The organism is Microbulbifer maximicatervae (SeqCode) (genome assembly GCF_052467955.1).
This window is the reverse complement of sequence record NZ_CP174329.1, coordinates 4150412-4174738: the sequence shown is the minus strand read 5'-3', so window position 1 is coordinate 4174738 and position 24327 is coordinate 4150412. Positions and strand designations below refer to the sequence as shown.

Here is a 24327-nt window from a genome sequence, read left to right as displayed (position 1 = left end):
GATATTCTCAGAAGTAAGATATAGATAAGCGTTAATTGTTTTTGTGCAGGATTCAAAGGCTAGATGTTTAATGCCTTGAATCCCGCAATTATTTTTAAGCTAGTTTATGCAGGCGTCATTTGATGAGCTGAAAATATTACCGTACCATGTAGTTCCTACACAGGCAGGAGTATTATCATCAAATAGGTCATCTATATCATTAGATTCAGCAGTATTTCCTGTTACGAAATTCCCTACTTGCCCAAAATTACTTACTGAAATACCGTATTCATTATTACTTGATGTAGTATTTAGTATAATGTTGGTGTAGTTTGCATCTTGGATTGCTATTCCAGAAAAAGTATTATTTCTGGCGGTGCTTTGGAAAACTTGATTGTTATCTCCTGAGATAATAATGCCACCTTCCCCATTGCTGGTGGCGCTTACTTCAAAAAAACTATTCCAGTCGCCGAGAACGATAATACCATTGCCAAAATTAAAGTCATTGATTGAGCCGCTGACAATATTGCGACTGCTACTGACAGACATTCCCAAAGATCCATTTTCTTGCGTTGTAACGCCAATGATGTTGTGAAGGCCGCTGCCCTCTACAGATATGCCTATATCACATGATGTAATGATGCCACTGGATATCTGACTGTTAGTAAGCACAGCTGCAGTTCCTTCAAGCATAACTCCTGTGCCAACCAAGCCATCACAGGATAATGAAAATCCATTGAGATCGAGACTACCGGTAGGGCCCATTATTGTGATGGCAGGAGAAATCGCACAATTAGATATATCCGCATCCAATACTTCGGCGGTAGAGATTACATCACCACAACTTACGGCTAAAGCAATACCCGATGCACTTATTAAGCCGCAGCTTGCTGCTGCGATTATTGATGTTTTAATATTTAAAATCACCTTCATTGATATATTCCTATTGTGATTGTCTGATATTTGAAGTGGTTGATAGGGTGTAAATATTTCGAATTCTGGTCTTTATTTGGTTGATGACAATAGGAAGTTGTTCTCATATTTATAGAGAATAATTCCTATTGATTAACTATGTTGATGGGATATGTACTGGAGGAGTTAGATTTTTATTATTTGGTGTTTTATAGATGAGTTTAAATGTTGGCTTTTCGGTTCAAATATGCGTAGTGTTTCCATAATTGTTCTTTGATGGCGTGTCAATTAGTGAGGGCGTGATTTTCTAGAGTGGTTTGTGGCCTGGTTGATATTAAGAGAGGGTGTGTTTGAGCGGTTTCGTCGTGTGTGTAGTGATGGCGTTAAAAATAATGGATTCGCCTACAGTATGGCTATTTCCTAAATAGGGGGGGAACTTTCTTCCTATTTTTTCCGCACTATTCTCCTATTGCTGAAAGTGCCATCGGAGATAAGACTCAACACAGCATCAAGCATGAATTCCTGAAGGAAGCTGGGGATTGAGTCCTTGAGAAGCAAGAGTTTATAAGCATAAATGCTGAAGTTCCGGTATTTGTTTTAGCAAAATTAAGCGCAGCTGATCGTAAATCGCTTTCTCTTAATGTTGTTGCATATGGTGCTAATTAACTTCGTGTGTTGATGCAGTATAAGAATCTTAATTTAGCGACATTTCATATTCTAAGGAGATAAATATGAAAAGGTGTGCCCCGTTGGCGGCTGCGGTCCTGCTTGCTGTTGCAAGCCAGGGTGTTTTTGCCTCCGACAATGTTGCGGTTCAGAACCAAAGTGGAGTAGGTAATAACGCGACAGCGGATCAAAGTGATCCAACCGTTACATTTAACTTTATCAGTCAAACCCAGACTGGGAACACTAATACAGCCACTGCCACTCAGGTAAACGGAAATACCGGTAGCACAGTTAATCAGATACAAACAGGGAATTTAAATAATTCTACTGTTGCTCAAAATTCATCTGACACTGTGACTGCCGTTATTACTCAAAATGGGAATACTAATATTGGCGTAATTAATCAGGTGGCGTCTACAACCAGTGTTGCGACTATTAATCAGTTCAATCTGGTTAACTTTGCCACTGTTACACAGTCGAACAGTACTACTGATACGGCAGTTATTAATCAAGTGGGTGACAACAACACCGGTACAGTTGTTCAAACCAATAGCACGACGAGCTCGGCGGTGACTGCTCAACAGGGGAACTTGAATGTGGCTACTGTGTCGCAGTTTAACTCTGACACGAACACTTCCACATTGAGCCAGCTGGGAAATAGTAATAATGCTACTGTGATACAAACAGATAATAATAATACCAGTGCCATTAGTCAGCAGAACGAATTTAATACGGTTATCCACTCTCAGTCTGGTAGCTTTAATTTGGCAAGTACCACTCAGATCGGTTTGACTAATATGGGTTCGACTATCCAAAGCGGAGCGAATGGTGTTGCCACGGCATTACAGCAGGGTAACTTAAATATGTTTACCGTTAGCCAGGTTAACGATTTTCAAAATGCTAATGTTTCCCAGATTGGAAACAGCAATATGGTAATAATTGTGCAGTAGGGCGAGGATTAGGACGATATCGGAATTCCGGCCCCTGTGTGAGAGAAACTCATTCAGGGCCGGATTTTTAGCAGGTAATAACGTCGCTATTTAGAAGCGGTAGGTAGCGGATACACCAAAATTACGTGGGTCAATAATTGCAGCGTAGCCGTCTGGGTAGCTGCGGCCAGCTGGCTCTCTATTTGTATAGGCTTCTTCATCCAGGGCATTGTTAATAAACGCTGCAATGTTCCAATCTTCACCTTCGTAGTTCACGTTCAATCGGGCCAGAGTATAGTCACCGGCGACTCTTTCTTCAGTGTTGGCGAAATCACCATAGTACTCAGCTACATAATTGGCTGAAATACCTACACTAAGTGCATCATTAAACCAATACTTTGTACCCAAGTTTGCGGTGACATTGGGGGCAGAGTTGAGTTCATTGCCATTCGCATCTGTATAATCCGTACCGGCATCGGTAATTTCACTCTCTAGCAGGCCTAGACCTGCACGGAGTTCCCACTGCGGGGTTAGCATAGCAATAGCTTCAACTTCCGCACCGTAAGTCTCGACGCTATCCATATTGACGATTCTACGGGCAGAGCTGAGAGCTTGATAGCCGGAGTATTCGTTGTAGAAGAGGTTGCCAGTTATGTTGATGGTGCCGTCTGCTAGGGAGCTGCGCAGAGCCAGCTCGTAGGTATTAACGGTCTCTTCATCGTAATAATAATAGTTGTACTCGAATGTTTCCGAGTCAAAAGTGAGGGCGCCACCGGCTGAGTTGTATCCTTTTCGAGCGCTAGCAGAGATGACAGTGTTTTCGGTAAGATCATATTGCAGTGCAATTTTTGGAAGAACGATTGTCTCGTCGGTATCAAGAGAGTCGTCCTTGGGTTCGCCGAAGAATAGCAAGCTAAAGTAACGGTCCTGTTCCTCCTGCTCTACGCGTAGACCACTGATTAAATTCAGCCTATCAGTCAGTGCATAAGTGACTTCGCCATAAAAAGCAGTAGAGGTACTTTCATCATCACCGAAATAGATGGTACTACCAGTGCTGTCAAATTCTTGCTCTCTTTCAAAGTGAGCAAAGCCGATAAATCCGTGCAAGCTATCACTGTTGAGGCCAAAGTTCAGTTTTGCGTCGAGCGTGATGTTCTGTTCGTCCATACGAACATACTGTTGGTCAGTAGCTTCCTCTTCATAGGAGTCAAAGCCCCACTGATAATCCATATAGGCCGCGAGGACTTCGATGGAGGTATCATCGTTGATCTGGTAATCCACTTTGACGCTAGTCGTGGTGGATTCAGTATCCATATTGCGATAGAAAGCAGGCTTATATTCGTAGGGATCGTCCAGGGTATAGTAGATACGCCCCGTATTACCTTCTTCGCTATTGGTAGATACAGCCACGAGAGCTTTCAGTTTTTCTGTGGGAGTCCACAGCAGCTTGCCTTTTAGTCGCTGGGTTTCCAATTCATTTAGGTCGAAATCAGCAGGATTATTTTCATATTCTTCAGCATTAGACAGTGTGTCGCCGGTGAGCTGTTGAGCAGTTATCCGAAATGCGAGGGTATCATCAACAATTGGGCCGGAAATCATGCCAGAAGTATCGATGTAGCCGTCCTGGTCGCGGTAACCTACGCGAGCTGCACCTTCCCAGTCGAAGCTGGGATCTTTGGTTTTGATAAATACAGAGCCGGCAATGCTATTGCGGCCATTACTGGTGGACTGGGGCCCGCGGAACACTTCAATTTGTTCCACATCCCAAATACCGGAATCACCCGTGAGATCTGCGACAAATGGCTCGGCGACACCATCGATCAGGGTGGAAACTCGTGCTTTGGCTCCGCCTGTGAAGGAGTTAAAGCCGGTGGCTGAACCGTTACCGGACACACCGCGAATATCCGGAGTAGCGCCGGAAAGTACTACCACGTTAGAGATATTGGACACCGCATCGGTGATGCTCAAGTGTTGCATGCTATTCAGGGTTTCTTCGGTAATTACGGATACCGAAGAAGTGGTTTCCTTGAGGGAGCGCTTTGTTTTCTCGCCAATAACAATGACATTTTCCATTGCCTGCGGGGCATACTCTTCTTTCTTCTCATCTGCGGCGATCGCAGTCGCTCCAATCGAAGCAAGCATAGTGAGTGAAACGGCTTTGCTGAGCAGGTGGCGTTTGTACATAGCGTAATCCCTAGCAAGGTAAAGATGTCAGGACGACAAGGAAGATCGGCAGCGAATATAATGCTAATCATTCTTATTTGCAAATGGGAAATTGCCGCAATAAACTCTCACTATTATTTGGTCTGGCAACGGATTAGCGGCACCGATTAATCAACGCTTGGCAAACAATTTTCTACCACTTTAGTGGTAGTGCTTCTAACCCTTAAGTGAAACTAGAAATGTATTCCTCAGTTTTAACGGGACTCGGGCTATTGAGTTGTGTCCTTGCATCTTCTGTCTTTTATTTAGGCTGTCCCAATCAGCAGTGGCGCGAGCAGAGGCCAATCGAGTTTTACCCTGCTCTTTTCATCAGTTTCGCGCTCCTTGTCATTTCCTGGGCGCTTTTCCATCAAAATTTTTCGGCAATGTCAGCTTCCTTTACGCTTATTAGTACTTTTATGTTAGCTCTGGGATTGCTGCCTTTTAGCGGGGTGCTGGATAAACCAGGCAAAGTTTTGGCAAAGAAAAAGAAGCGAATTGAAAAAGGGTTAGAAGGCTATAAACCCCACTGGTGGGTAAAAAGCCTGTGTGCAGTTTTCTTGGGATTGCCTATCGCAATTGCCATTGCTGGGTTGATTGCTCTGTGGGGCCCCGGTGATGTAGTGGTTGATGATAAAAGCCAATTCGTAATGTGGTTGATCACTCCAGTCTGGCTCACTTTGGTGAGTCTGGTTTACCTGTTTATTAGTGTCAGGCGTATGTTGTCCCTCTACCTGGGGCTAAGTTTGGTGCTGTTTACCCTATTGTGGATAGCAAGATTCGGAGGCTGAGCTTATGCGCGTTGAAATGATTAAAACTTATAAGAGCGTGCATACCTGGACCGGTATTCTTGCCGGCTTGTTTCTGTATATCGCTTTTGTTGCTGGTGCCCTGACCATGTTTAAAGGGCCACTCAATCAATGGGCTCTGCAGCCTGAGACCACCCTGCCAAGTATTTCTATCGATCAGTATGACAGCCTTATTTCCGAGGTTCTGCAGGCGCACCCGGAAGCAGCAAAGCAGATGACCGTCCAATTGCCACTGGCGGGTCTGCAGGTGGCACCGGTGAGTTGGGAAATAGAGGATGAAAAAACCCATGACCATACTCTCTGGTATGCGAGTTTCAATGAGAAAGGGGAGCTAATCACTCAAAGTTTTACAGTTTCCGCCATTGGCGAATTTGTCGACCATTTACATCGCACTGCCGGTATTCCCGGTGGCGAGGGCCACGATGCTTTTGGTACTTATGTACTGGGTGTTGTGGCGGCTCTATATTTTGTGGCGCTAATTTCGGGCCTGATTATTTTCCTGCCCACTTGGGTCAAGGATTTATTGGTACTCCGAAAGGGTAAAAACCGCAAGCGATACTGGCTGGATTTTCACAATGTCCTGGGCATCTCCTCGCTGCCGTTTCACCTGATTATTGCTTTTACCGCCTTTGTATTTGCCTTCCATGACCCGCTTTATGATGCTCTGCGCGTGACGGCCTACGGTGACTCCCCCATGTTCACTCGCCCGATGCCAACAGAGGTGAAGAGTTTCTCTGAATTGGTGCCGGTCGCCGAATTGGAATCCGCGATTCAGGAGCGGGAGCCGAAATACCAAATGGCAGAAATTCTCTATATAAATCTCGATACTCGCTCTCCGCGTATGCGTGTAGGTGGATTCATGCATGGTGAGGTGGTGCGCGGTGCTGAGTACGGCTATGTGCTCGGTAATCCCTACCAAAGGGAGATTCCCTATAGCAGCTTTCTACCCAGCAACTTGAATGGGTACAGTGGTGCAGTAATGAGTTTTTTCTCGCTGCATTTTGGCAGTTTTGGTGGAAATGCCGTGCGCTGGGTGTACTTTATTCTCGGCATTATGGGAGCACTGATCTTCTTCACCGGCAATCTGCTGTGGATTGAAAGCCGCCGCAAAAAACGCAGGGGGCAGGGGGCGCTGCCGGTACAAACAACCTCATCAGTGGTAATGGCAAAGCTCACAGTGGGGGCTGGGCTGGGCACTATCTTGGGGGTCGCCGCTAGTATGCTGGCAGTTAAGTGGTTGCCTCATGCGCAGGTGGATATTGAGTTTTGGCAGAAAGCCGCTTATTACACAGGGTTCTTATTTGCTCTGATCTGGGCATTTATACGTCGTCCCATGGCAGCTGCTCGGCAGCTCCTTGTTTTCTGTGCCGCCGCTATCTTCCTGATACCAATTAGCTCACTTATCAAAGGCGAGTTGTTAGGAGCTGCCACTTCGGTATGGGCGGTTGACGTTGTTGCTCTACTGATAGGTGCATCATTTGTTTTACTCTTGATTCATCTTCGCAAGCGGCGGGCAAAAATCGAAGCGGACAGTGTCTGGTCTGGACTTGTGGAGAAACCCGCAGTAGAGAGCAGTATTCAAGATCCTTTACCTGATACCCATCCACAGGCATCGGGATAACAATTTTGGCTAAAAAAGGGCTCTATTTAGAGCCCTTTTTTATTGGTTTACTGTCGGTAAAAGGGAGTGGTGGTATCAATGGTTATGTTAAAAAGTACGCTGGTAGATGAGCAAGTATTATTGTCGTGGTCAATAAGATCTGCGGTGAAATAATTTGATAGAATATTTCTGATAATAATCCTACTAGTCTGTAGAGCGAGTTGCTTTGACAGTGCAATTCCTCCTGTTTCAATGCCTGGTGGTTTTCCACGGTCATCGTATGCTTCATTTTGGGAGTTAAATTCATTTACTGGTGCTCTCAAAACCTAGACACTTTTCCTCTCTGCAAATACTCCTGCCTGACGACTAGCTATTTTCCATTATTTAGTGAGGCGTACATTGCGACTAGACAGACACTTTCTTCCCAGTCGCTCACAACTAATCTCCCATAGAGAAAGTATCCTTTTTCATTAATACTGACTTCAGCATCGTTTTATCACTCAAGAAGTATCGCAATATTGATGTTTGTATGCGAAGTAGTATGAGTTTGACTTATGAAGCTAGTCATTCAACTGTCACCACCCGCCCCTAAGTGGCTCATGCAATGCGCCACGACCTCAATATTTGTTTTACTCAATGATGCTGCTTTCCTGAAAAAATTGTCGTAAAAGCTTTCGAGCTGGACCTGTCATCTTTAAGGAGTATTAGATGAGCATGTACAGACCTGTTGCAGCAACTGTTTTACTTTCAATGATTGGAACTGCCGCCTTTGCCGCAGATCACACCTATGATGTCCTTCAGGTAGGGTCGGGTAACACCGCTAACTCGGACCAAAGTGACCCTTCTGCTATTGGTGATACAGTAATCCAAGTTCAGGTGGGCGATGATAATGAGGTATATGCCACCCAGAACCTATTTACTTCCTTCAGTTTGATCCAGCAATCACAGGTGGGTGATAGTAACTATATTGAGGCAACTCAGGTCGGCTCTGTATTATCAAGCATTTTGGTGGAGCAAATTGGGGATAATAACTCAGCGACACCTGCGCAGGAGTTTGCCGAGTTAAGCACTATTTTGATAGTGCAGATTGGGGATAATCATGAAGCCTCATTTACTCAAACAAATACACTGAATGAATTTATTGGTATTGTTCAGGTGGGAGATACCAACGTTCTGAGTGTATCGCAGACAGGTTCGGCAGCAAACTCTATCTCTATGCATCAAGAAGGTAGTGCGCAGAGTGCGGCAGTGACACAAACTGCAAGCGTAGGGAATAGTATTACCACTGAGCAATATGGAAGTTCTAATACGTTAAATATAAGTCATATTCTTGCCTTTGATTCTACTGCAATTGTGGTTCAGGGTGGTACAGGCAATAGCGCAAATACTCTGCAGCAATCTATCGGGCACTATAGTGAAATTCGCCAGGAAGGCGAAGGCCTGGAAGCCTGGCACTCTCAGTCCGGTGTCTACAACGAGGCATACTCTCAGCAATTTGGTGAATCAAATAGTGTAGACATTACTCAAAGTGGAGAATTTAGTGTTGTTTCTACGGAACAGCATGGCAGCACCAATACTGCTGAAATCGATCAGGCAGGTGCCTTTAATAGTGTAGATATTATGCAATTAGGGGGATCAGGAAACTCTGTAATGGTCACTCAGCTGGCTAGCTTTAATGCCAGTTCCACTTCCCAGCTAGGAAACTCAAATCAGATCACTCTTACACAAGCCAACGCTAATAATACTGTGTCTACTACTCAAGTAGGGGACGGTAATGTGGGTATGTTAACTCAGTAAATTATAGGTTCGAGTGCTGAAGTGATAAGGGGCATATCTGTCACATTCTTTGGCTCTGTAAAAAATTAGGGGCGGCAAGCCTAATTGCCTGCTGCTTTAAGGAGTTAGTGATGAATTCGTTTAAGCCTATTTCGGTGGGTATTTTAGCTGCGATGGTTAGCGCTTTTTCAGTGGCTGCTGATAACACTTATGAGCTTATCCAAATTGGTAATGGTAATACCGCGTCGGCGGATCAGAGTGAGATAACGGTAGTTGGCAGTACCGTCATTCAGGTACAAATTGGCAATTCTAATAATGCTCAGGTAACACAGGAAGGCTTGACTATATCTAGTACAGTTATCCAGCGACAAGTTGGTACCGCCAATATGTCAGATGTGCTGCAGGAAGGTGCGATATCTACGACCTCTACAGTTGCTCAATATGGAGAAAGTAATACTGGTAATTCCCAGCAGTTTGATACGGAGGGAGATGTAAGTGATATTTTCCAGGCGGGTTCCAGTAATACCATGTTCGTTGAACAAGCGAGTAGTTTTAATAATTCCATAAGTATTAACCAGGTAGGGGTTAATAATAATGGGTTTGGCTCTCAGGCGGATGCATCTGGTAATGTGGGAGTGATGGTTCAGACGGGTGAAAACCTCAGCTTTTTTATGAGTCAGAACGCTGGTGCGATGAATACTGCAACAGGTTTTCAGGCTGGTAACTTACTCTCAATGTCTCTTAGCCAGAATTTTGCCTCAGCATCTAATTCTGTAGGGATTCAAGCAGGTGGGAATAATAATATTGCGATTTCGAGTCAGGTAGGTTTAGGACATGATAGTTTTATTTTTCAAAATGGAACCAACCTTGGAGCCGAAACTGAGCAAGCGGGGCTATTTAGTACAGCGTATACGGAGCAGTTTGGTGGAATAAACACGGCTATAACGATACAGACCGTTGGGTTTAACACTGCAGAAACACTCCAGTTTAGTGGTTTACTTAATGAATCTTTGATATTGCAGTTTGGCGGATTTAATACAGCGGCTGCTGTTCAAACAGGAGCCAGCAATTCTACAAGGCTTAGCCAAACAACAGCCGGAAATCTTGCAGGTTCTGCCCAGTATGGTGATAACAATACGGTATTGGGACTTCAGTAACTTGTTGATTTAAGTTCGTGAATAGATCCAGCCTCCCTTATTATTTGGGGAGGCTGTCTAGAAACAATAATTTTGGCCAAATTTAATCTCACAGGGATATAGTGATGACTAAATATAAGTCTTTCTCGGTAGGTGTACTTGTTACGATAGTAAGCACGTTTTCCGTAGCTGCTGATAATACCTACGAACTTATTCAAATCGGTGATGACAATATGGCCTCGGCTGATCATAGTGATGCAGTCGTAGTGGACAGTACGATAATTCAAGTGCAAATTGGTAATAATAATGATGGAGAGGTGATCCGGAGCGGACTGGTAGTGTCAAGTAGTATCGTTCAAGTCGAAATTGGAGATTCAAACTCAGCAGCTTCTCTTCAAGGGAATACTATTTTTACATCTTCGACAATTAATTTGATTGGGGATAATAATTTTGGCTCTTCGTTGCAGTTTGAGTCTATAGGTAGCTCAAGCTCAATTGTACAAGTGGGTTCTTCTAACCGAGTAATGGTGGATCACCAAAACAGTATTGATGATTCTTCTAGTGTAACTCAGATCGGGGTTAATAATAATGGTTCTACTGCGCAAAGAGATGGTGCTGGCAATCAGGGGGCTATGATTCAAGCAGGGGGGAATCTATCTTACCTTATTAATCAATTTATGGGCTCAGCGAATACTGCAACAGGTTTCCAGGCGGGCAACTTGCTGGAATTGGTTATCGAGCAAAATTCGGCTTCACTATCTAATGCTGTCATTATACAGGCGGGAGGAAATAACAACTTTGCTCAATCTACCCAAGGGGATTTGGGGCATGATAGCTTTATACTGCAAAATGGAACCAGTCTTGAGACTGTACATGAACAGGTTGGTGCTTTTAATACTGCATATACAGAGCAATTTGGTGGAATAAATACCGCTGAAACCGTGCAGGGTGCAGGGTTTAACTCTGCTGAAACACTTCAGTTTAGTGGCCTGCTAAATGAATCATTAATCGTGCAGTTGGAGGCATTTAATACAGCGGCTGCCGTACAAACCGGGGCTAGTAATTCTACTCGGCTTAGTCAAACTACGGCTGGAAACTTAACTGCTTCCGCCCAGTATGGTGACAACAACACAGTTTTAGGACTTCAGTAATCAATATTATCAGATGAAAGGGAGTAACCGCTAATGAAGTACAGTTCTCTAATGGCCTGCGTTCTGTTTTCGATTTCCAGTGCAGTAGGGATAGCTGCTGATAATACCTACCAGCTCATTCAAATCGGGCAAGGTAATACGGCACAGGGCGATCAGAGTGGTCCTGGTGTAAATGGAAGTACCATTATTCAACTACAAATTGGTGTTAATAATGAGGCCTCCGCATCTCAAGGTCCTTTTGCCGAATCCAGCACTATTATCCAGCGACAGGTGGGCAGTAATCAATCCGCTAGTGCGGAACAGGTGGAGGCAGCAATTGACTCAATAGCTGTACAGTATCAGTTTGGAGAGGGGAATACGGCAACTTCACTTCAGGGTGATGTCGACGATAGCTCTACTTTTGTTTTTCAGGGTGGGATAAGTAACGATGCCACTATAGGGCAGAATAACGGAGTCGGAAATTCAGCGACGGTTACTCAGCTAGGTGTTGCTAATCAAAGCGCCATCAATCAGGGCGGTGTTCAAAATAGTTCCGAGAATGAGGTATTCGTGCTTCAAATAGGAGAAGGCTCAAGTTTTCAGCTAAATCAAAGGTCGGCGATAGATAATTCTGCTGTAGCGATTCAGTTAGGTAGCTCTTTGATTTTGGAGATTACACAAGATTCTGCTACGGCATCTAGTTCTTTTGTCCTTCAAAGTGGGAATACTAATTCTATTGATTCTACTCAGGAAAATCTGGGTCACGACAGCTATATCCTGCAGAGCGGTACCAGTCTTGAGGTGATACATGAACAGGTTGGTGCTTTTAATACGGCTCTAACTGAACAGCGCGGCGGGATTAATACTGCGGAAACTGTGCAAAGCAATGAGTTCAATTTTGGAGAAACATTACAGTTAAGTGGTTTGCTTAATGATTCCTTGATAGTACAGCTACAGAGTTTTAATACCGCAGTGGCTATACAGGATGGTGATACCAATCAGTTGAGATTAAGTCAGACAACGGTTAGTAATCTGGCCACCGCCGTCCAGTTTGGGGACAATAATACCGTGCTCGGCTTGCAATAAGTTTTACTCTCAATGTGTAGAGGTGGGTAGGTTTCTGCTTGTGAAGAACTTTGTTTAATAGCGTGCTCTATATCAAACTAGTCAGCTGATGCGCCTTTTTTCTTCCCGGGGATTCTCAGTGGCGCATCACCTGGCTTAATTTTTCGGAGAACTCTTTTGGCTAGGAATTTTTAGCGTACACATTGGCAATTTAAGGAGTCTGTTAGGGAGTGAAGGCCTTTAACACTTCACTAAAATCCTCCTCTGTTGGTCTTCGGAGCCATTTAAAGTATTTCTTATAGGCTGCTATTCTTGTTCGTATATCAAAGCTCTTTGACAAATATTTATTCTAGAGGAAAAGATGAACCTGAAGACATGTACATCATTGGCATTATTAATAACCTTAATATCAAAGCCAATTTTCTCTCTGGCGGATGTTCAATGTGGAGATACGATAACGACAGCAGAAGTTCTCAGTCAGGATATTTCCTGTGATCTTGATACACAGGTCACAATAGAAGGGCCTTCCGGAAGCCTGGACATGAACGGTTATGTACTTACTTGTGAAGATAGTGATAGCGCAGGGATCTCTCTTGAAGGTTTAGGAGCAGTATTAGTAGGAGGTACCATAGGCACTTGTGGAATTTCTGTCTTTTTAGAAGGCGATGGATTTCATTCAGTTCAAGGTTTGATTTCTGATAGTCCAGGGGTGGGTTTTATAGTGGAGAGTGACAACAATTCTATTAATGGCTCAATGTTTCTTTCAGGTGGCCCTGGCAGCATTGGTTTTCAACTCAATGGGGATTTCAGTCGTATTTCAGGGAACTCTCTAAGTGGTAATAGTGATGCTATAGCAGGGATTGTCATTGCGGGTAGTTTCAGTCAGGTTATTCAGAATACCATTGATGGATCTATTTTTGGAATTATTATAGAGCCTCCAACTGTTAATGGATTGGTGGTACAGAATGTGATATCGAATTCTTCAGATATTGGCATCGTGATGGATTTTGATATAGTGGATCCACCTTCAATGAACTACATTATTTCTGGAAATCAGGTGACTGGTAGTAATGGTGAAGGTGATTTGGTAGATGAGACTCCTGATGCTTGCCTCTCCAGTAATACTTGGTTTGGTAACATATTCGATACAGCTAGCCCAAGTTGCTTGGAATAATTGAATTCTTGTTATTGGTGGGAGAATAGCGTGTTGCTTGCTCAATAAGTATGCCATCCAAAGCTATATATAGCTCTGATTAGAACCTCTTTTGTCTTAGCGCCATGGCTAATATCAGGAGAAGACAAAATGAGACTGTCATTGATATGGGAACGAATTTCACTGATGGTATTTCCATGTATGCTTGTGAAACTGTAAATTGCGGAAGTGAAGGCAAAAGAAAAGTTGAGCAGTGCGGATGCCATACCGTGCCCACCTTTAATTTTAGTAAAGTTTCAAAATTCTTAATGTTGGTAGTTTGTCGTAGTTAACTAATTACCTGAATAATAGTATGCCCACTATATAATTAGTTGTAGTAGTTCAGGCTTGACTTGGCAGAACACCTTATGAAAAATCGGTAACTGTCAGGTCAAGTCTGAACTACTACACTTCAAGGGCTGATAATAGTAGCTGCCTTATGGTATGTCTTTACCTACAAAAGCATCACCGACCGCCTTAGTCTAATGTAGTAACAGACCATGCTTTCGAATCTTTCTTAATGCTGATATTTCGATCACTTAGTTGTCATCACTTTATGCTAGTGTTCGCCATAATTCACTGGGGTATTTAAAGAAGTAGTTATGGAGAGAAATGAGCCCGATGGCACTCCAAATCCGTCATTGACTGAAAATGCTCGGTTCAGCGAACACCATTCGGCTGACTATTACATTGATGAAACTCCCGTTTGGTGTGATGGAACCTCGATTCCGCAGAATATTTTTACGCCAATGCAGTGGCGAATTTGGTGGCTTGCGACAGCTGGTAAATTTTTCGAGGGAATGATCGTCTTCATGACTGGGGTATCCCACATTTTAATTGCTAAAGAATTTGGTTTGACCGCCTTTAGTATGGGCTTTGTGACATCGGCGACATTGTTTGGAATTCTGGTTGGAGCGATAACCCTAGGAGGGCTCAGCGATCATTATGGCCGGCGGAAAATGTTCATCGCTGAGATGATCATGTTTATCTTTTTCCTGGTGATATTAACCTTCGCAGATTCTTATCTCGTGATTGTTATTTCATTATTTGGTCTGGGATTGGCGCTTGGATGTGATTATCCCACAGCTCACATGATGATCTCTGAAAGTATGGCATCGCGGATGCGGGGTAGGCTAGTTCTCGGAGCCTTTAGTTTTCAGGCTGTTGGAATTTTGGTGGGTACAGGTCTCGCATTTTTGGTCCTCTCTTGGTATCCCTCCCTGGAAGCTTGGCGGTATATGTATGCTGCGGCGATTGTTCCAGCGATTTTGATCACGGTTGGACGTTTCTATATTCCAGAGAGTGCGATGTGGCTTCTGGCTAAAGGTCGCATGCCTGAGGCGGAGAAATCTATCAGCCAACTGTTGAAAAGAAATCCACCATACCCGTCCAGATTCTTATTGAAGAATGTTGCCACAGCGGAGACGAATGAAAAAAAGATAGGTGAACTATCGAGTATTAAGCATTTACTTCAGGATAAGAATTCTCGAAAAGCAATCAAACTCTCTTCTATTCCCTGGTTTTTGCAGGATTTGGGAACCTATGGCGTTGGTATCTTCACGCCAGTAATTTTAGCGAATGTGTTGGGATATGCGTCACCCCATGCCCGCTCCATTTCGGAATTAATCCATAACAAAGTTGAGGCGGCGAAAGGGGCAGCATTAATCGATGTAATGCTGGTAGTTGGCGTTATTCTAGCAATTATATTTGTGGATAGGGTGGGGCGTATCCGATTGCAAGTTCTTGGCTTCCTTGGTTGTGCACTCGGCCTTCTTATTGCCGCTTATGGAGAATCTTTAAATACTAGCCAGCAGTTACCATTCATTTTCGGGGGGTTTATGTTGTTCAACTTGATGAATAATCTGGGGCCAAATTCTCAGACTTATCTAATCGCTGGGGAGGTATTCCCAACCCGCTATCGTGGTGCTGGTGCGGGATTGGCCGCATCCATCTCAAAGTTCGGGGGTGTCGCAATCGCATTTTTTTTTCCAATTTTACTTAGCGACATTGGCGCAAGTATGTTGCTTAGTGCACTAGCGGTGACTTCCTTGATTGGCGCACTGATAACCTGGAAGTACCGGATAGAAATGACGGGGAAGTCACTTGATGACGTTGGCTAATCATTAAAAAAACCATGGAGTTCCTCGTCAAGTACTTCACATCCGAATGTACAGATACATCTGCATGTTATTGATAATGGCAAGCCCATATTTTTTCTAAAGTCTAATTGCAGCTGGAATGGCTTCTGAGAGGCGTTCGAGTGACTATAAGTTTAATTGTCAACTATGGCTAAAAAATAAGCCGGCCAATATATAGTTAACTTACTGGTCAGTAACTATAAGGCGCTCCGCTGTCAATTTGATCAGACCTATCTTGAATGTTTAAAAAAGTTTTATTTTTTAGGATTTTTGATTTTGTAATTTTTGGTGTATGGGGAATAGGTGGGGGGTAAATAAGTTCTTTAGCTTGCGTTCTTTATTGTTTTAAAGGTTGGAATTGGTTTTCTTTATGTGCTTTATTCCTTTCAATTTAATTGTAAATAAAAAGCCCCGGCGTACCGGGGCTTTTTATTTCTTCTTTTAGTTATGGCTGGCCCACAGCTTTTGAGCAGGCCAGGTAAACATCCAGTTGGTTGTTTATAAAGTTCAAGCCGCTCAAAGATAGCCTGACCTGATCAAAGTCACTATTGGTGGTGACTAATAGCAGGCGGTGATTGCGCGCACCGTTGACTTTGAATGGGGCCAGACGATATCCGCTGGTGGACTCTCCAGTAGCTACTCCATCCAAGTATGTACTGATTGTGATGGTGTTGAGGTAGATGATATCCAGCAGTGGTGTGGTGTGCTCTACCAGGAAACCGACCACATGGCGTCCCTCTTTAACCGAGTGGTGGTTGACTTGAATATGAGTAGAGCCGCCTGCACCGCTGACAACTTCCATTCTGGCAGCATCCGATAGGACGCCGTTAAATACCCTTTCTACTGCAGTAATAGAGCATCCATCGCAGGGCTGTTCGATACCGTAGGTCAGGTCTGCATCTACACCGTTAACGATCTCCAGGTCTTCAAACGCTGCGCAGGACAGGCCTGATTCGAGGTCGCAGGCGTCGCCGATACCATCGTTATCAGAATCCTCCTGCCCGGGATTGTGAGTCTGGGGGCAATTATCGAGATCGTTTTCTACTTCGTCGCCATCCATGTCTGAATCGCATGCATCTCCCTCTCCATCACCATCGGTATCGGTTTGGTTTGGATTTGGAATCGCCGGGCAGTTGTCGACGGTATCATCAAGACCGTCATCGTCGCGGTCGTTATCGCAGAGATCTCCGGCACCGTCGTTATCGCCGTCTTCTTGCCCTGGATTCGGAATCATTGGGCAGTTGTCGACGTTATCATTAACACCGTCACCATCCAGGTCTTCGTCACAGGCATCCCCAATACCGTCACCGTCAGTATCGGTTTGGTCGTTGGGAGTTAGCGGACAGTTGTCATCGGTGTTGTCTGTGCCATCGCCATCGGCATCGCTATCACACTCATCACCGATACCGTCGCCATCCGTGTCCGTTTGATTTGGGTTGGGAACGGCTGGGCAATTGTCTTCACCGTCATCGTGGCCATCATTGTCGGTATCACTGTCATCGTCACAAACGTCGCCGATACCGTCACCGTCCTGATCGGCTTGATCATCATTTGGAATAGCCGGGCAGTTGTCGGAAGTGTCCGGGACTGTGTCACCATCCCGGTCGCTGTCACAGACATCACCAACGCCATCCTGATCGATATCCGACTGATCGCTGTTGGCAGTATCCGGGCAGTTGTCGTTAGCGTTATCTACGCCATCGTTATCGTTGTCGCCGTCGCAGGCATCGCCGATTCCGTCGTTGTCACTGTCTTCCTGTAGTGTATTGCTGACATAGGGGCAGTTATCGTCGTCATTGAAGATACCGTCGCCATCGAGATCCGGGTCACAGGCATCACCGACTGAATCCCCGTCGGTATCTGTTTGATCACTATTGGATGCCGTGGGGCAGTTATCGGCTATGTCATCGACGCCGTCGTTGTCGTCGTCGCTATCGCAGATATCGCCACTGCCATCCCCGTCAGTATCGAGTTGGTCTGAGTTGGGTATTGATGGGCAATTGTCGGTATCGTTATCGGTACCGTCTCCATCCAGGTCGCTGTCACAGGCATCCCCGACACCATCTCCATCCTGATCTATTTGATCGGTGTTGGGGACGAGTACACAGTTGTCGACGCTGTCAGGTACCTGATCGCCGTCGACATCGGTGTTGTCATCGCAGGCATCTCCGTAACCGTCACCATCTGTATCTGTTTGATCTGCGTTGGGTACCAGCGGGCAGTTGTCATTTTCATTTTCAACGCCGTCATCATCGCGATCGCTGTCGCAGGCATCGCCGGTGCCGTCGCCGTCGGTATCGGTTTGATCATCGTTGGCAACGGCCGGACAGTTGTCATTACTATCGTCTATACCGTCGCCGTCATCGTCGCTGTCACAGCTATCGCCTTGCCCGTCACCATCGATATCGCTTTGGTCTGAATTGGCGGTAGCAGGGCAGTTGTCATCGTCGTTATCAATGCCATCACCATCCTGGTCGCTATCACAGGCATCGCCGACACCGTCTTCGTCGATATCACTTTGGTCGCTATTGCTATGGCTGGGGCAGTTGTCGACCTCATCATCGACAGAGTCATTGTCGTCGTCGCTGTCACAGGCGTCGCCAATGCCATCTCCGTCGTTATCGTCTTGGTTTGGGTTGTGCGTGGATGGGCAGTTGTCATCTTCGTTATCGATGCCGTCACTGTCCGCATCGTCATCACAGGCATCACCTATACCATCGCCATCCTGGTCGGTTTGTGAGGAGTTGGCTGCGGTTGGGCAGTTGTCGTCCTGATCGTCTACGCCATCACCGTCGTCATCGCTGTCACAGGCATCGCCAATGCCGTCTCCGTCAAGGTCGGCTTGGTCTGGGTTGGATACGGCTGGGCAGTTATCCTGGCCATCGTCGTGGCCGTCATTATCAGTATCGCTATCTTCGTCACAGGCGTCGCCGATACCGTCATTGTCCTGATCTGATTGGTCTGGGTTGGCTACATCTGGACAGTTATCCAAGCTGTCGGTGTAGTTGTCCCCGTCGCGGTCGTTGTCGCACACATCCCCGACGCCATCGCCATCGATATCACCCTGCTCACTATTTGAATCAGCAGGGCAGTTGTCAGAATCGTTGGGGACATTGTCGCCATCCAGATCACTGTCACAGGCATTGCCTATGCCGTCGCTATCACTGTCGGCTTGGTCCGAATTTGGGGTTTGTGGGCAGTTGTCTGAAGTGTCGGGGTGGGAGTCGCCATCGTCATCAGTATCACAGGCATCACCGCTGCCGTCGCCATCTAAATCATCCTGGTCTGAATTACTAACAGCCGGACAATTGTCATTATCATCATCGATACCGTCACCATCTGAGTCTGTGACGCCAGGGGGTGGGAGCAAGTCATCGGCGGCATCGCCCCGGCCTCCATCAGAACCGCAGGCACTTAAAAGCACCACTGAAAATAGTATCGCAATAAGCGAAGGTAGACGCATGGTCATAATCTCCCGAACAAAATCCATTTTTGTTATCTGTCGGACAAGCGCAGTAGACCTATAAAAATACGCCTGCAATAAATCATTTATGCTGGCGCACTTGGACTCCGGCTAATTTTTAGATAGATGTCATTATTTTGGTTGTGCATATTTCTAATACTAAAGTTATGGCGCACAACCGTTTATGAGTGTGGTAACTATGCGTTCTTTCTCACTAAATGTGTGATGAATGGCGAAATTTTGGCGGGATAATTTATGGGTGATAAAGCGTGTAATTAGTGAAGACAAATTTACGCCATAAAATATAATGGAATAGATAATTTGACAGCTTGATTTGCTGTTGCTCTTGACTCTTTCTAAAGTGGAATCTGATTCTGAGCCTGATTAAGCCGCTACTAAGATGGGGAATTACCCCGCCATTTCAAGTTGATTATAAATCTTGCAGGCAGGTATTTAGATCGAAGTATATTGGCTAAGGCTTCTTTAATAACACTCTTTGAAATCGCCTGGTGTAAATCAGGTGAGCCAAGGGCATCGACATCACCTGGGTTTATAGGCTGTGAACTTTCTATTTAAGATTTAACTTCATTTCCATAAGTGATGGTTGGAAGCCAACTTTTTCATAGGCTTTTATCGCTGAGCTATTTTGAGAGTAAACATCAAGATAGAAATCTTGAACACCATTCTGTTTACCCCATGCAATTAATTTTTCTATTAGCTTTGAGTTAATGCCCTTTCCTCGGTGCGCTGGTGATACATACATAAAACCCAGATAAGCATGCCGCTCATGATCAAGAGATATTTTTGAGCTTCGAATCTGGGCATATCCCGTTCCAATAACCTCACCTTCGATTTCAACTACCAGAAGATATGAGTCATCAGATAGTATCAACTTTTCCATATCATAATAGAATGCTGATTCAGCTTTAATGGATGAATTGTATGGCCTTTCGGCTTCGATAAGACACTGTTCCAGCTTAAGTAAATCAGGAAGGTCTTCTATAAGTGCTGTTCTAAAATTTAACATCTTTATTTTCAGTGGTGATAGATTTGGTCATGAAAACTGCTCCAACTCTACAAAGGCCTGTATCTGACTTTGGTGTGGGCTAACAAAGCTAGACAAATTTCTATTGAGTGGCGGTCAATTCATACTTATAACTGGCCTCTACTGCAGGCCGTGATCTGTGTGATTGCGTGAGGATAGCAGATTGTAAGTCTTGAAGCAGCTTTTGTGATTCAAGCTTTGTTTGTTTAGGAAATTAGCCCAACGGTCCTTTCAATTGCCCAATACCCACTGACTACTCCAACTGGATAAATAGCGTATTTTGATTGTGTTAGAATGTGTTGATACAAAATTGAGATCTTCCAGTTCGAGAATATCCACTGAACTGTAGATGATAAGAAAATCAAAACCAAGACAAATAATATCTGCCCCAGTTCTACACCTATATTAAAGCTAAATAATGCGGTGATTTTATTGCTGTGAGGAAGGCCTAATTCCGCTAGCGCACTGGCAAAACCAAATCCGTGAAGTAACCCAAAGCCACTGGCAACAATCGCAGGATAGCGTCGGGTTAAACTCGTTTTACTCTGTCCATTATGCGCGTATACAATTTCTGCGGCTAACAGCATAATACTCAATGGGATCAACACTTCAACAACATCTACTCTTATGGTGAATAAATCTAAACTTGCGAGTCCCAGGGTGAGGGAGTGGCCTAATGTAAATCCGCTAATCGCTATTAAAGTGCTTCTAAAATTTCTGGCGATAAAGACTAAACATAACACGAATAGTAAGTGATCATAGCCCTCCAATATATGTAAGAAACCTGCTTCAATATATTGTTTGACACAATCCCAAATAGTTAGGCGGGAAGGTAAATTTATCTCTAAGACCTTGGGGCTATTAAAGAGATTAATAGTGTCACCGTCTGATTTTTCAAAATGAATTAAGCTCGATAAGGCTGGGTTGGCAATGGGGTATGTGATTTTTATAGTTAGGGGATTATATAGCCTTGTAAAATTGTTTGGGTGGGGGTTTCTGCATAGGTAACTCTTCACGTTGGGTCCGGCAGGTCCTGTTATCTCTGGTTGTATTTGGCAGAATTCGCCCTTTAAGTGTATCTCAGGTTCAGTGCCTGGCTGCATGATAGGCGGGACTTTCCATCGAAGGATATAGCTGCTTTCCGTGACCTCTTTTAACTCAATGTATATCGGTCTTCCGTCATGAGCGAAACTAAAATTACTAATTGTTGTAAGTAACAATAAGAATAGAAGGGCTTTGATGATCTTGTAGGGGTTTTTAGTTGGCATAGGTGATATCCACAGGTACATATGGTATCGAGGCATCCCTCTCTATTCTGTAGCCTGCCAACAGCTCTTGTATCCTAAGTTGTCTGTTTTTCTCCATTTTATTTCGTCGATAACCCTCAAGTACTAAGGGGGAGGCTTCTCTAAAGCTGGGTAGACGGCTTGTTTTGTTTTCACTAACCAAAATTAGATGTAGACCATACGGAGATTCAAATGGACCGGACCAGGTGTTCAATGGTAGTTGAAAGATACTTTCTGCCAAATTATCTCCGAAGTGGCTGGCCACTAAACTGGGAGTGCGATCTACATAATTCCGGTGAAAGATGAATCTGTCTCCGTAGCGGGCGGACTCCTCGAATGGAACTGACTGCTTTATTAAGTGGTTCAAGCTCTGTTTAACAGTCTTCTCTAACTTGTCCTTAGGATGGCGTCTAAAATCAAAGAAAACATGAGTGAAGGTAATAGATGCTTCAATTCGATATTTTTCGTGATGAAGCTGGAAGTAGTTTTCCAAGTCTTCTTCACTAATGTCAGTGTTACTGGAAAAGCCTCCATTTACATAGTCCAGCTTTTGAATAAGGCGCCGTCGTATAATCTGATCATGCTTCTGTAGGCCTAGATTAAGGGCTTCTCGGTAAAGTACTTCTTCTTTAATGTAATCATTAATCAGATTGGACTTTTCTGGCTGAGTCAAGCCCTCCCAGTAACGTCGTGCAAAACTCTGGTTAAATGTTTTTTTCTGGAATTGGAGGTGCTCAATTAGTATGTCTTCGCTGATAAGCAAGGTATCTTCAAAGTTGGTTCCATTTTTTTCTATTAACAACTCTGCGACAACGAATAGCACTAAAGCGATAATAGAAAAGTGTACCAGAGGCTCCCTTTTCAGAATCTCTAATTTCCGCTGCATGAAGCTTCCTCCATTGAAACCTGCAGAGAGTATTGATATCAGTATGCAAGCTACTCTTTAGATATGCTATTTGCTTGCTGTAGCGTCGAGGTATCCTATCGGTATCAGGGGGTATACCAAATTGGGGATGTATAAGCGCGCTCCTGGATAACAGCGGGTCCTTCAGAGGGTATCTGAATATTTCCGTTGTTAATTTCTTTTACGGCCACTGCATCGTAAAGTGAATGGCGAGGAGTAGGGATTTGTAATACCCGAACATAGTAAAATGCTCTTTCGTTCACATTAAAACTTGGATCCTGCCACAAGGTCGATAACTCAATAGAACCAATATTGTTAGTGTATTGCCCCGTTTCTCGACTCACGGTATCACCCACTGGCTTTAACTGACCTTGGTTATTAAGAGTGCGCTCCCCAGACCAAGCAACATTAATTACTTTCTCATGACTTTTTCCCGTTGCGTCTAACCAAGATTTTACCACCTGAACTCGATCCAGATTTGCTCCTTTAGGATCTTTTGTCGCGCGTATAAGTAGTTGAATTGGTTGGTCAGTTCCTTGTGGTTTCACTAAATCACCCCCCATAGGTACTCCATGGGAGTAACCCAGTTCAGCAATGTTTTCAGCATCTATAGCGTGCTTAGGAAAATTCCAACCTGCAAAGACGCGCACCTGAATTCGAGGGCCTGTAGTGGCATATACTTCACGGCGTTTAAATGCAGCGAAAAGGCTTTCTCTGGTATTTTCTTCTGCCCAAGCGGCGGCGAGTCCAGAAGCAGACATGTTCCAACCTGTAGCCTTGGTTCCGCCAATGACAGTGTTAGTTCGCTTGCTGCTTGGTACTGAGTCGTGGGCAAACTTGCCCCAAAAGTTGTTCTCCTCCGCAGTTGACATACCAGTGTGTGAATCTGTGGACCCTATGAACCCCAACTTATAAGGGTTTACACCAATTTTTTTCTGTATTTCCAGCCCAGAGCGCAAGGCCGATCGGACGAAGTCACCTTTGGCAACACGGTACGACTCTGGGTCAGCTTGTAGGTAGAATGGATAATTCTCAAAGTCGGCAAAAGGATCGTCCGGGGAAAGCGTTGAATGGGTTTCTGAGTCCCCCTTAATTTGTGTTATTTCAACCAGAGGCTCCCAGCGCATGCGTGTACGCGCATACTGTGTATCAATTGGCTCACCACGCAGAGTGGTTTCTGCAAACATATAACCTTTGGATACATTGGAGTTGTGGGGAATCGCAATGAATTCACTGCCAGTTCGTTTAGATGTCTCATCTAACCAGTGCCACAAATCTTCTGGGTACTGGCTCTGATCAGCCCCAAAAGGAAGATACTGCTTAGCTTTATCCGCCCCATCAGGGGAGACCACAACCCGGTGTAAGTTGGCCCCTGTTGGGGTTGAGCTCCATTCCCAGCCAATAAAACTGGTAAAGGTGCCTGGGTTGTTATGGCGCTCTGCAGCATCGACTATTGCGCTCCATGCACTTGTCCGGGTTTTATCCAAATCACCAAGAACCGGCTCTGGGAACTTGTTAGCCGGGTCCTGGACAGGGTCGGTGGGAGCTACTGTGCCGAGAGCCTTAGCGGGCAGTAACTCATTGAAAATATCCATACCTTCATTCATAGATACTTTATATCGGATATGCTGCTTGGCAAACCAGCGCATCATCGACTGGTATAAGGACATATCGCTGTCTAGCTCATCTGTCTTATTCACCACTGCCCTCATAACACCCAGCCCTTCAGCGTGATCTGAAACCACGAGAAAATCCAGGGGGGTGTCTATACGTACTTTCGCATGAGTGTAGGGGTGAATAACCGGCTGTCCCTTGGCCCAGCGATAAGCAGTGTCTGGAGTTGCCGAATAATTTTGGCTTAAGAAGGCATCGAATGAGTAGGAGGTATGAAGGTGCATATCTCCCCAGAAAACCTGAGTGGGCTCACTAGCAGCAACACTTAGGTGAGTGATGGATAATGTAACCCCTACCAGACGTGCTATTCTTTTTATGGGATTTTTCATATTTCCAATTACCAGCATCGGCTGGCTATCTTTTAGGTGACTAGATCCTCTTAACATGTCAGGATCGTTAGGATAATCTTGGTAAATAAGGA

At 44.7% G+C, this 24327-nt stretch carries 16 protein-coding genes; 9 read left to right on the top strand and 7 right to left on the bottom strand.

The window, feature by feature from the left end; translation table 11 throughout:
* Positions 1 to 99: 99 nt before the first annotated feature.
* On the bottom strand, positions 100 to 912 hold the full coding sequence (locus ACJJI5_RS17940; RefSeq protein WP_445354826.1) for a right-handed parallel beta-helix repeat-containing protein: 813 nt from the start codon (positions 910 to 912) through the stop codon (positions 100 to 102).
* Positions 913 to 1622: 710 nt separating this feature from the next.
* Here ACJJI5_RS17940 and ACJJI5_RS17935 point away from each other — a divergent pair.
* Positions 1623 to 2507: a hypothetical protein gene (locus tag ACJJI5_RS17935; protein ID WP_445354825.1), complete on the top strand. Its 885-nt coding sequence runs from the start codon at positions 1623 to 1625 to the stop codon at positions 2505 to 2507.
* A gap of 90 nt (positions 2508 to 2597) precedes the next feature.
* Here ACJJI5_RS17935 and ACJJI5_RS17930 read toward each other — a convergent pair whose 3' ends face one another.
* Entirely contained in the window at positions 2598 to 4670 is a 2073-nt protein-coding gene (locus ACJJI5_RS17930; RefSeq protein ID WP_445354824.1) for a TonB-dependent receptor, read from the bottom strand.
* A 437-nt stretch (positions 4671 to 5107) separates the two neighbouring features.
* Here ACJJI5_RS17930 and ACJJI5_RS17925 point away from each other — a divergent pair, with 437 nt between their 5' ends.
* From ACJJI5_RS17925 to ACJJI5_RS17890, 8 genes are all read left to right on the top strand, one after another.
* On the top strand, positions 5108 to 5479 hold the full coding sequence (locus tag ACJJI5_RS17925) for a hypothetical protein (protein ID WP_445354823.1): 372 nt from the start codon (positions 5108 to 5110) through the stop codon (positions 5477 to 5479).
* A 4-nt stretch (positions 5480 to 5483) separates the two neighbouring features.
* A complete protein-coding gene (locus ACJJI5_RS17920; RefSeq protein WP_445354822.1) occupies positions 5484 to 7118 on the top strand; it encodes a PepSY-associated TM helix domain-containing protein in 1635 nt (544 codons plus the stop codon).
* Positions 7119 to 7805: 687 nt separating this feature from the next.
* Positions 7806 to 8894: a hypothetical protein gene (locus tag ACJJI5_RS17915; protein WP_445354821.1), complete on the top strand. Its 1089-nt coding sequence runs from the start codon at positions 7806 to 7808 to the stop codon at positions 8892 to 8894.
* Between the two features lie 110 nt (positions 8895 to 9004).
* On the top strand, positions 9005 to 10030 hold the full coding sequence (locus ACJJI5_RS17910; RefSeq protein WP_445354820.1) for a hypothetical protein: 1026 nt from the start codon (positions 9005 to 9007) through the stop codon (positions 10028 to 10030).
* 104 nt (positions 10031 to 10134) lie between these two features.
* The gene (locus tag ACJJI5_RS17905) at positions 10135 to 11160 is read left to right on the top strand and encodes a hypothetical protein (protein WP_445354819.1); all 1026 of its coding nucleotides are present in this window, start codon (positions 10135 to 10137) and stop codon (positions 11158 to 11160) included.
* A gap of 33 nt (positions 11161 to 11193) precedes the next feature.
* The gene (locus tag ACJJI5_RS17900; RefSeq protein WP_445354818.1) at positions 11194 to 12225 is read left to right on the top strand and encodes a hypothetical protein; all 1032 of its coding nucleotides are present in this window, start codon (positions 11194 to 11196) and stop codon (positions 12223 to 12225) included.
* A 340-nt stretch (positions 12226 to 12565) separates the two neighbouring features.
* Complete coding sequence (locus ACJJI5_RS17895) at positions 12566 to 13378, top strand: right-handed parallel beta-helix repeat-containing protein (protein ID WP_445354817.1); 813 nt, start codon at positions 12566 to 12568, stop codon at positions 13376 to 13378.
* Positions 13379 to 13998: 620 nt separating this feature from the next.
* Complete coding sequence (locus ACJJI5_RS17890; RefSeq protein WP_445354816.1) at positions 13999 to 15516, top strand: MFS transporter; 1518 nt, start codon at positions 13999 to 14001, stop codon at positions 15514 to 15516.
* Positions 15517 to 15979: 463 nt separating this feature from the next.
* Here the strand turns inward: ACJJI5_RS17890 and ACJJI5_RS17885 are convergent, their stop codons facing one another.
* The 5 genes from ACJJI5_RS17885 to ACJJI5_RS17865 all read right to left on the bottom strand — a co-directional run bounded on the left by ACJJI5_RS17885 (position 15980) and on the right by ACJJI5_RS17865 (position 24235).
* Complete coding sequence (locus ACJJI5_RS17885) at positions 15980 to 18997, bottom strand: thrombospondin type 3 repeat-containing protein (RefSeq protein ID WP_445354815.1); 3018 nt, start codon at positions 18995 to 18997, stop codon at positions 15980 to 15982.
* Positions 18998 to 19565: 568 nt separating this feature from the next.
* The gene (locus ACJJI5_RS17880) at positions 19566 to 20024 is read right to left on the bottom strand and encodes a GNAT family N-acetyltransferase (RefSeq protein ID WP_444916435.1); all 459 of its coding nucleotides are present in this window, start codon (positions 20022 to 20024) and stop codon (positions 19566 to 19568) included.
* A gap of 224 nt (positions 20025 to 20248) precedes the next feature.
* Positions 20249 to 21310, bottom strand: a complete 1062-nt coding sequence (locus ACJJI5_RS17875) for a HupE/UreJ family protein (RefSeq protein WP_445354814.1) — start codon at positions 21308 to 21310, stop codon at positions 20249 to 20251.
* Positions 21300 to 22214 (bottom strand): peptidylprolyl isomerase, encoded by a 915-nt coding sequence (locus tag ACJJI5_RS17870; RefSeq protein ID WP_445354813.1) that lies wholly within the window; start codon positions 22212 to 22214, stop codon positions 21300 to 21302. Before ACJJI5_RS17870 ends, ACJJI5_RS17875 begins: the two co-directional genes overlap by 11 nt.
* A gap of 104 nt (positions 22215 to 22318) precedes the next feature.
* Positions 22319 to 24235, bottom strand: coding sequence for a DUF3604 domain-containing protein (locus ACJJI5_RS17865; RefSeq protein ID WP_445354812.1), 1917 nt, complete (start codon positions 24233 to 24235; stop codon positions 22319 to 22321).
* Between the last annotated feature and the right edge of the window lie 92 nt (positions 24236 to 24327).

Coding starts and splice junctions, on each gene's coding strand:
- ACJJI5_RS17940 (WP_445354826.1), bottom strand. CDS start 912: ATGAAGGTGATTTTAAATATTAAAACATCAATAATCGCAGCAGCAAGC.
- ACJJI5_RS17935 (WP_445354825.1), top strand. CDS start 1,623: ATGAAAAGGTGTGCCCCGTTGGCGGCTGCGGTCCTGCTTGCTGTTGCA.
- ACJJI5_RS17930 (WP_445354824.1), bottom strand. CDS start 4,670: ATGTACAAACGCCACCTGCTCAGCAAAGCCGTTTCACTCACTATGCTT.
- ACJJI5_RS17925 (WP_445354823.1), top strand. CDS start 5,108: ATGTTAGCTCTGGGATTGCTGCCTTTTAGCGGGGTGCTGGATAAACCA.
- ACJJI5_RS17920 (WP_445354822.1), top strand. CDS start 5,484: ATGCGCGTTGAAATGATTAAAACTTATAAGAGCGTGCATACCTGGACC.
- ACJJI5_RS17915 (WP_445354821.1), top strand. CDS start 7,806: ATGAGCATGTACAGACCTGTTGCAGCAACTGTTTTACTTTCAATGATT.
- ACJJI5_RS17910 (WP_445354820.1), top strand. CDS start 9,005: ATGAATTCGTTTAAGCCTATTTCGGTGGGTATTTTAGCTGCGATGGTT.
- ACJJI5_RS17905 (WP_445354819.1), top strand. CDS start 10,135: ATGACTAAATATAAGTCTTTCTCGGTAGGTGTACTTGTTACGATAGTA.
- ACJJI5_RS17900 (WP_445354818.1), top strand. CDS start 11,194: ATGAAGTACAGTTCTCTAATGGCCTGCGTTCTGTTTTCGATTTCCAGT.
- ACJJI5_RS17895 (WP_445354817.1), top strand. CDS start 12,566: ATGAACCTGAAGACATGTACATCATTGGCATTATTAATAACCTTAATA.
- ACJJI5_RS17890 (WP_445354816.1), top strand. CDS start 13,999: ATGGAGAGAAATGAGCCCGATGGCACTCCAAATCCGTCATTGACTGAA.
- ACJJI5_RS17885 (WP_445354815.1), bottom strand. CDS start 18,997: ATGCGTCTACCTTCGCTTATTGCGATACTATTTTCAGTGGTGCTTTTA.
- ACJJI5_RS17880 (WP_444916435.1), bottom strand. CDS start 20,024: ATGTTAAATTTTAGAACAGCACTTATAGAAGACCTTCCTGATTTACTT.
- ACJJI5_RS17875 (WP_445354814.1), bottom strand. CDS start 21,310: ATGCCAACTAAAAACCCCTACAAGATCATCAAAGCCCTTCTATTCTTA.
- ACJJI5_RS17870 (WP_445354813.1), bottom strand. CDS start 22,214: ATGCAGCGGAAATTAGAGATTCTGAAAAGGGAGCCTCTGGTACACTTT.
- ACJJI5_RS17865 (WP_445354812.1), bottom strand. CDS start 24,235: ATGAAAAATCCCATAAAAAGAATAGCACGTCTGGTAGGGGTTACATTA.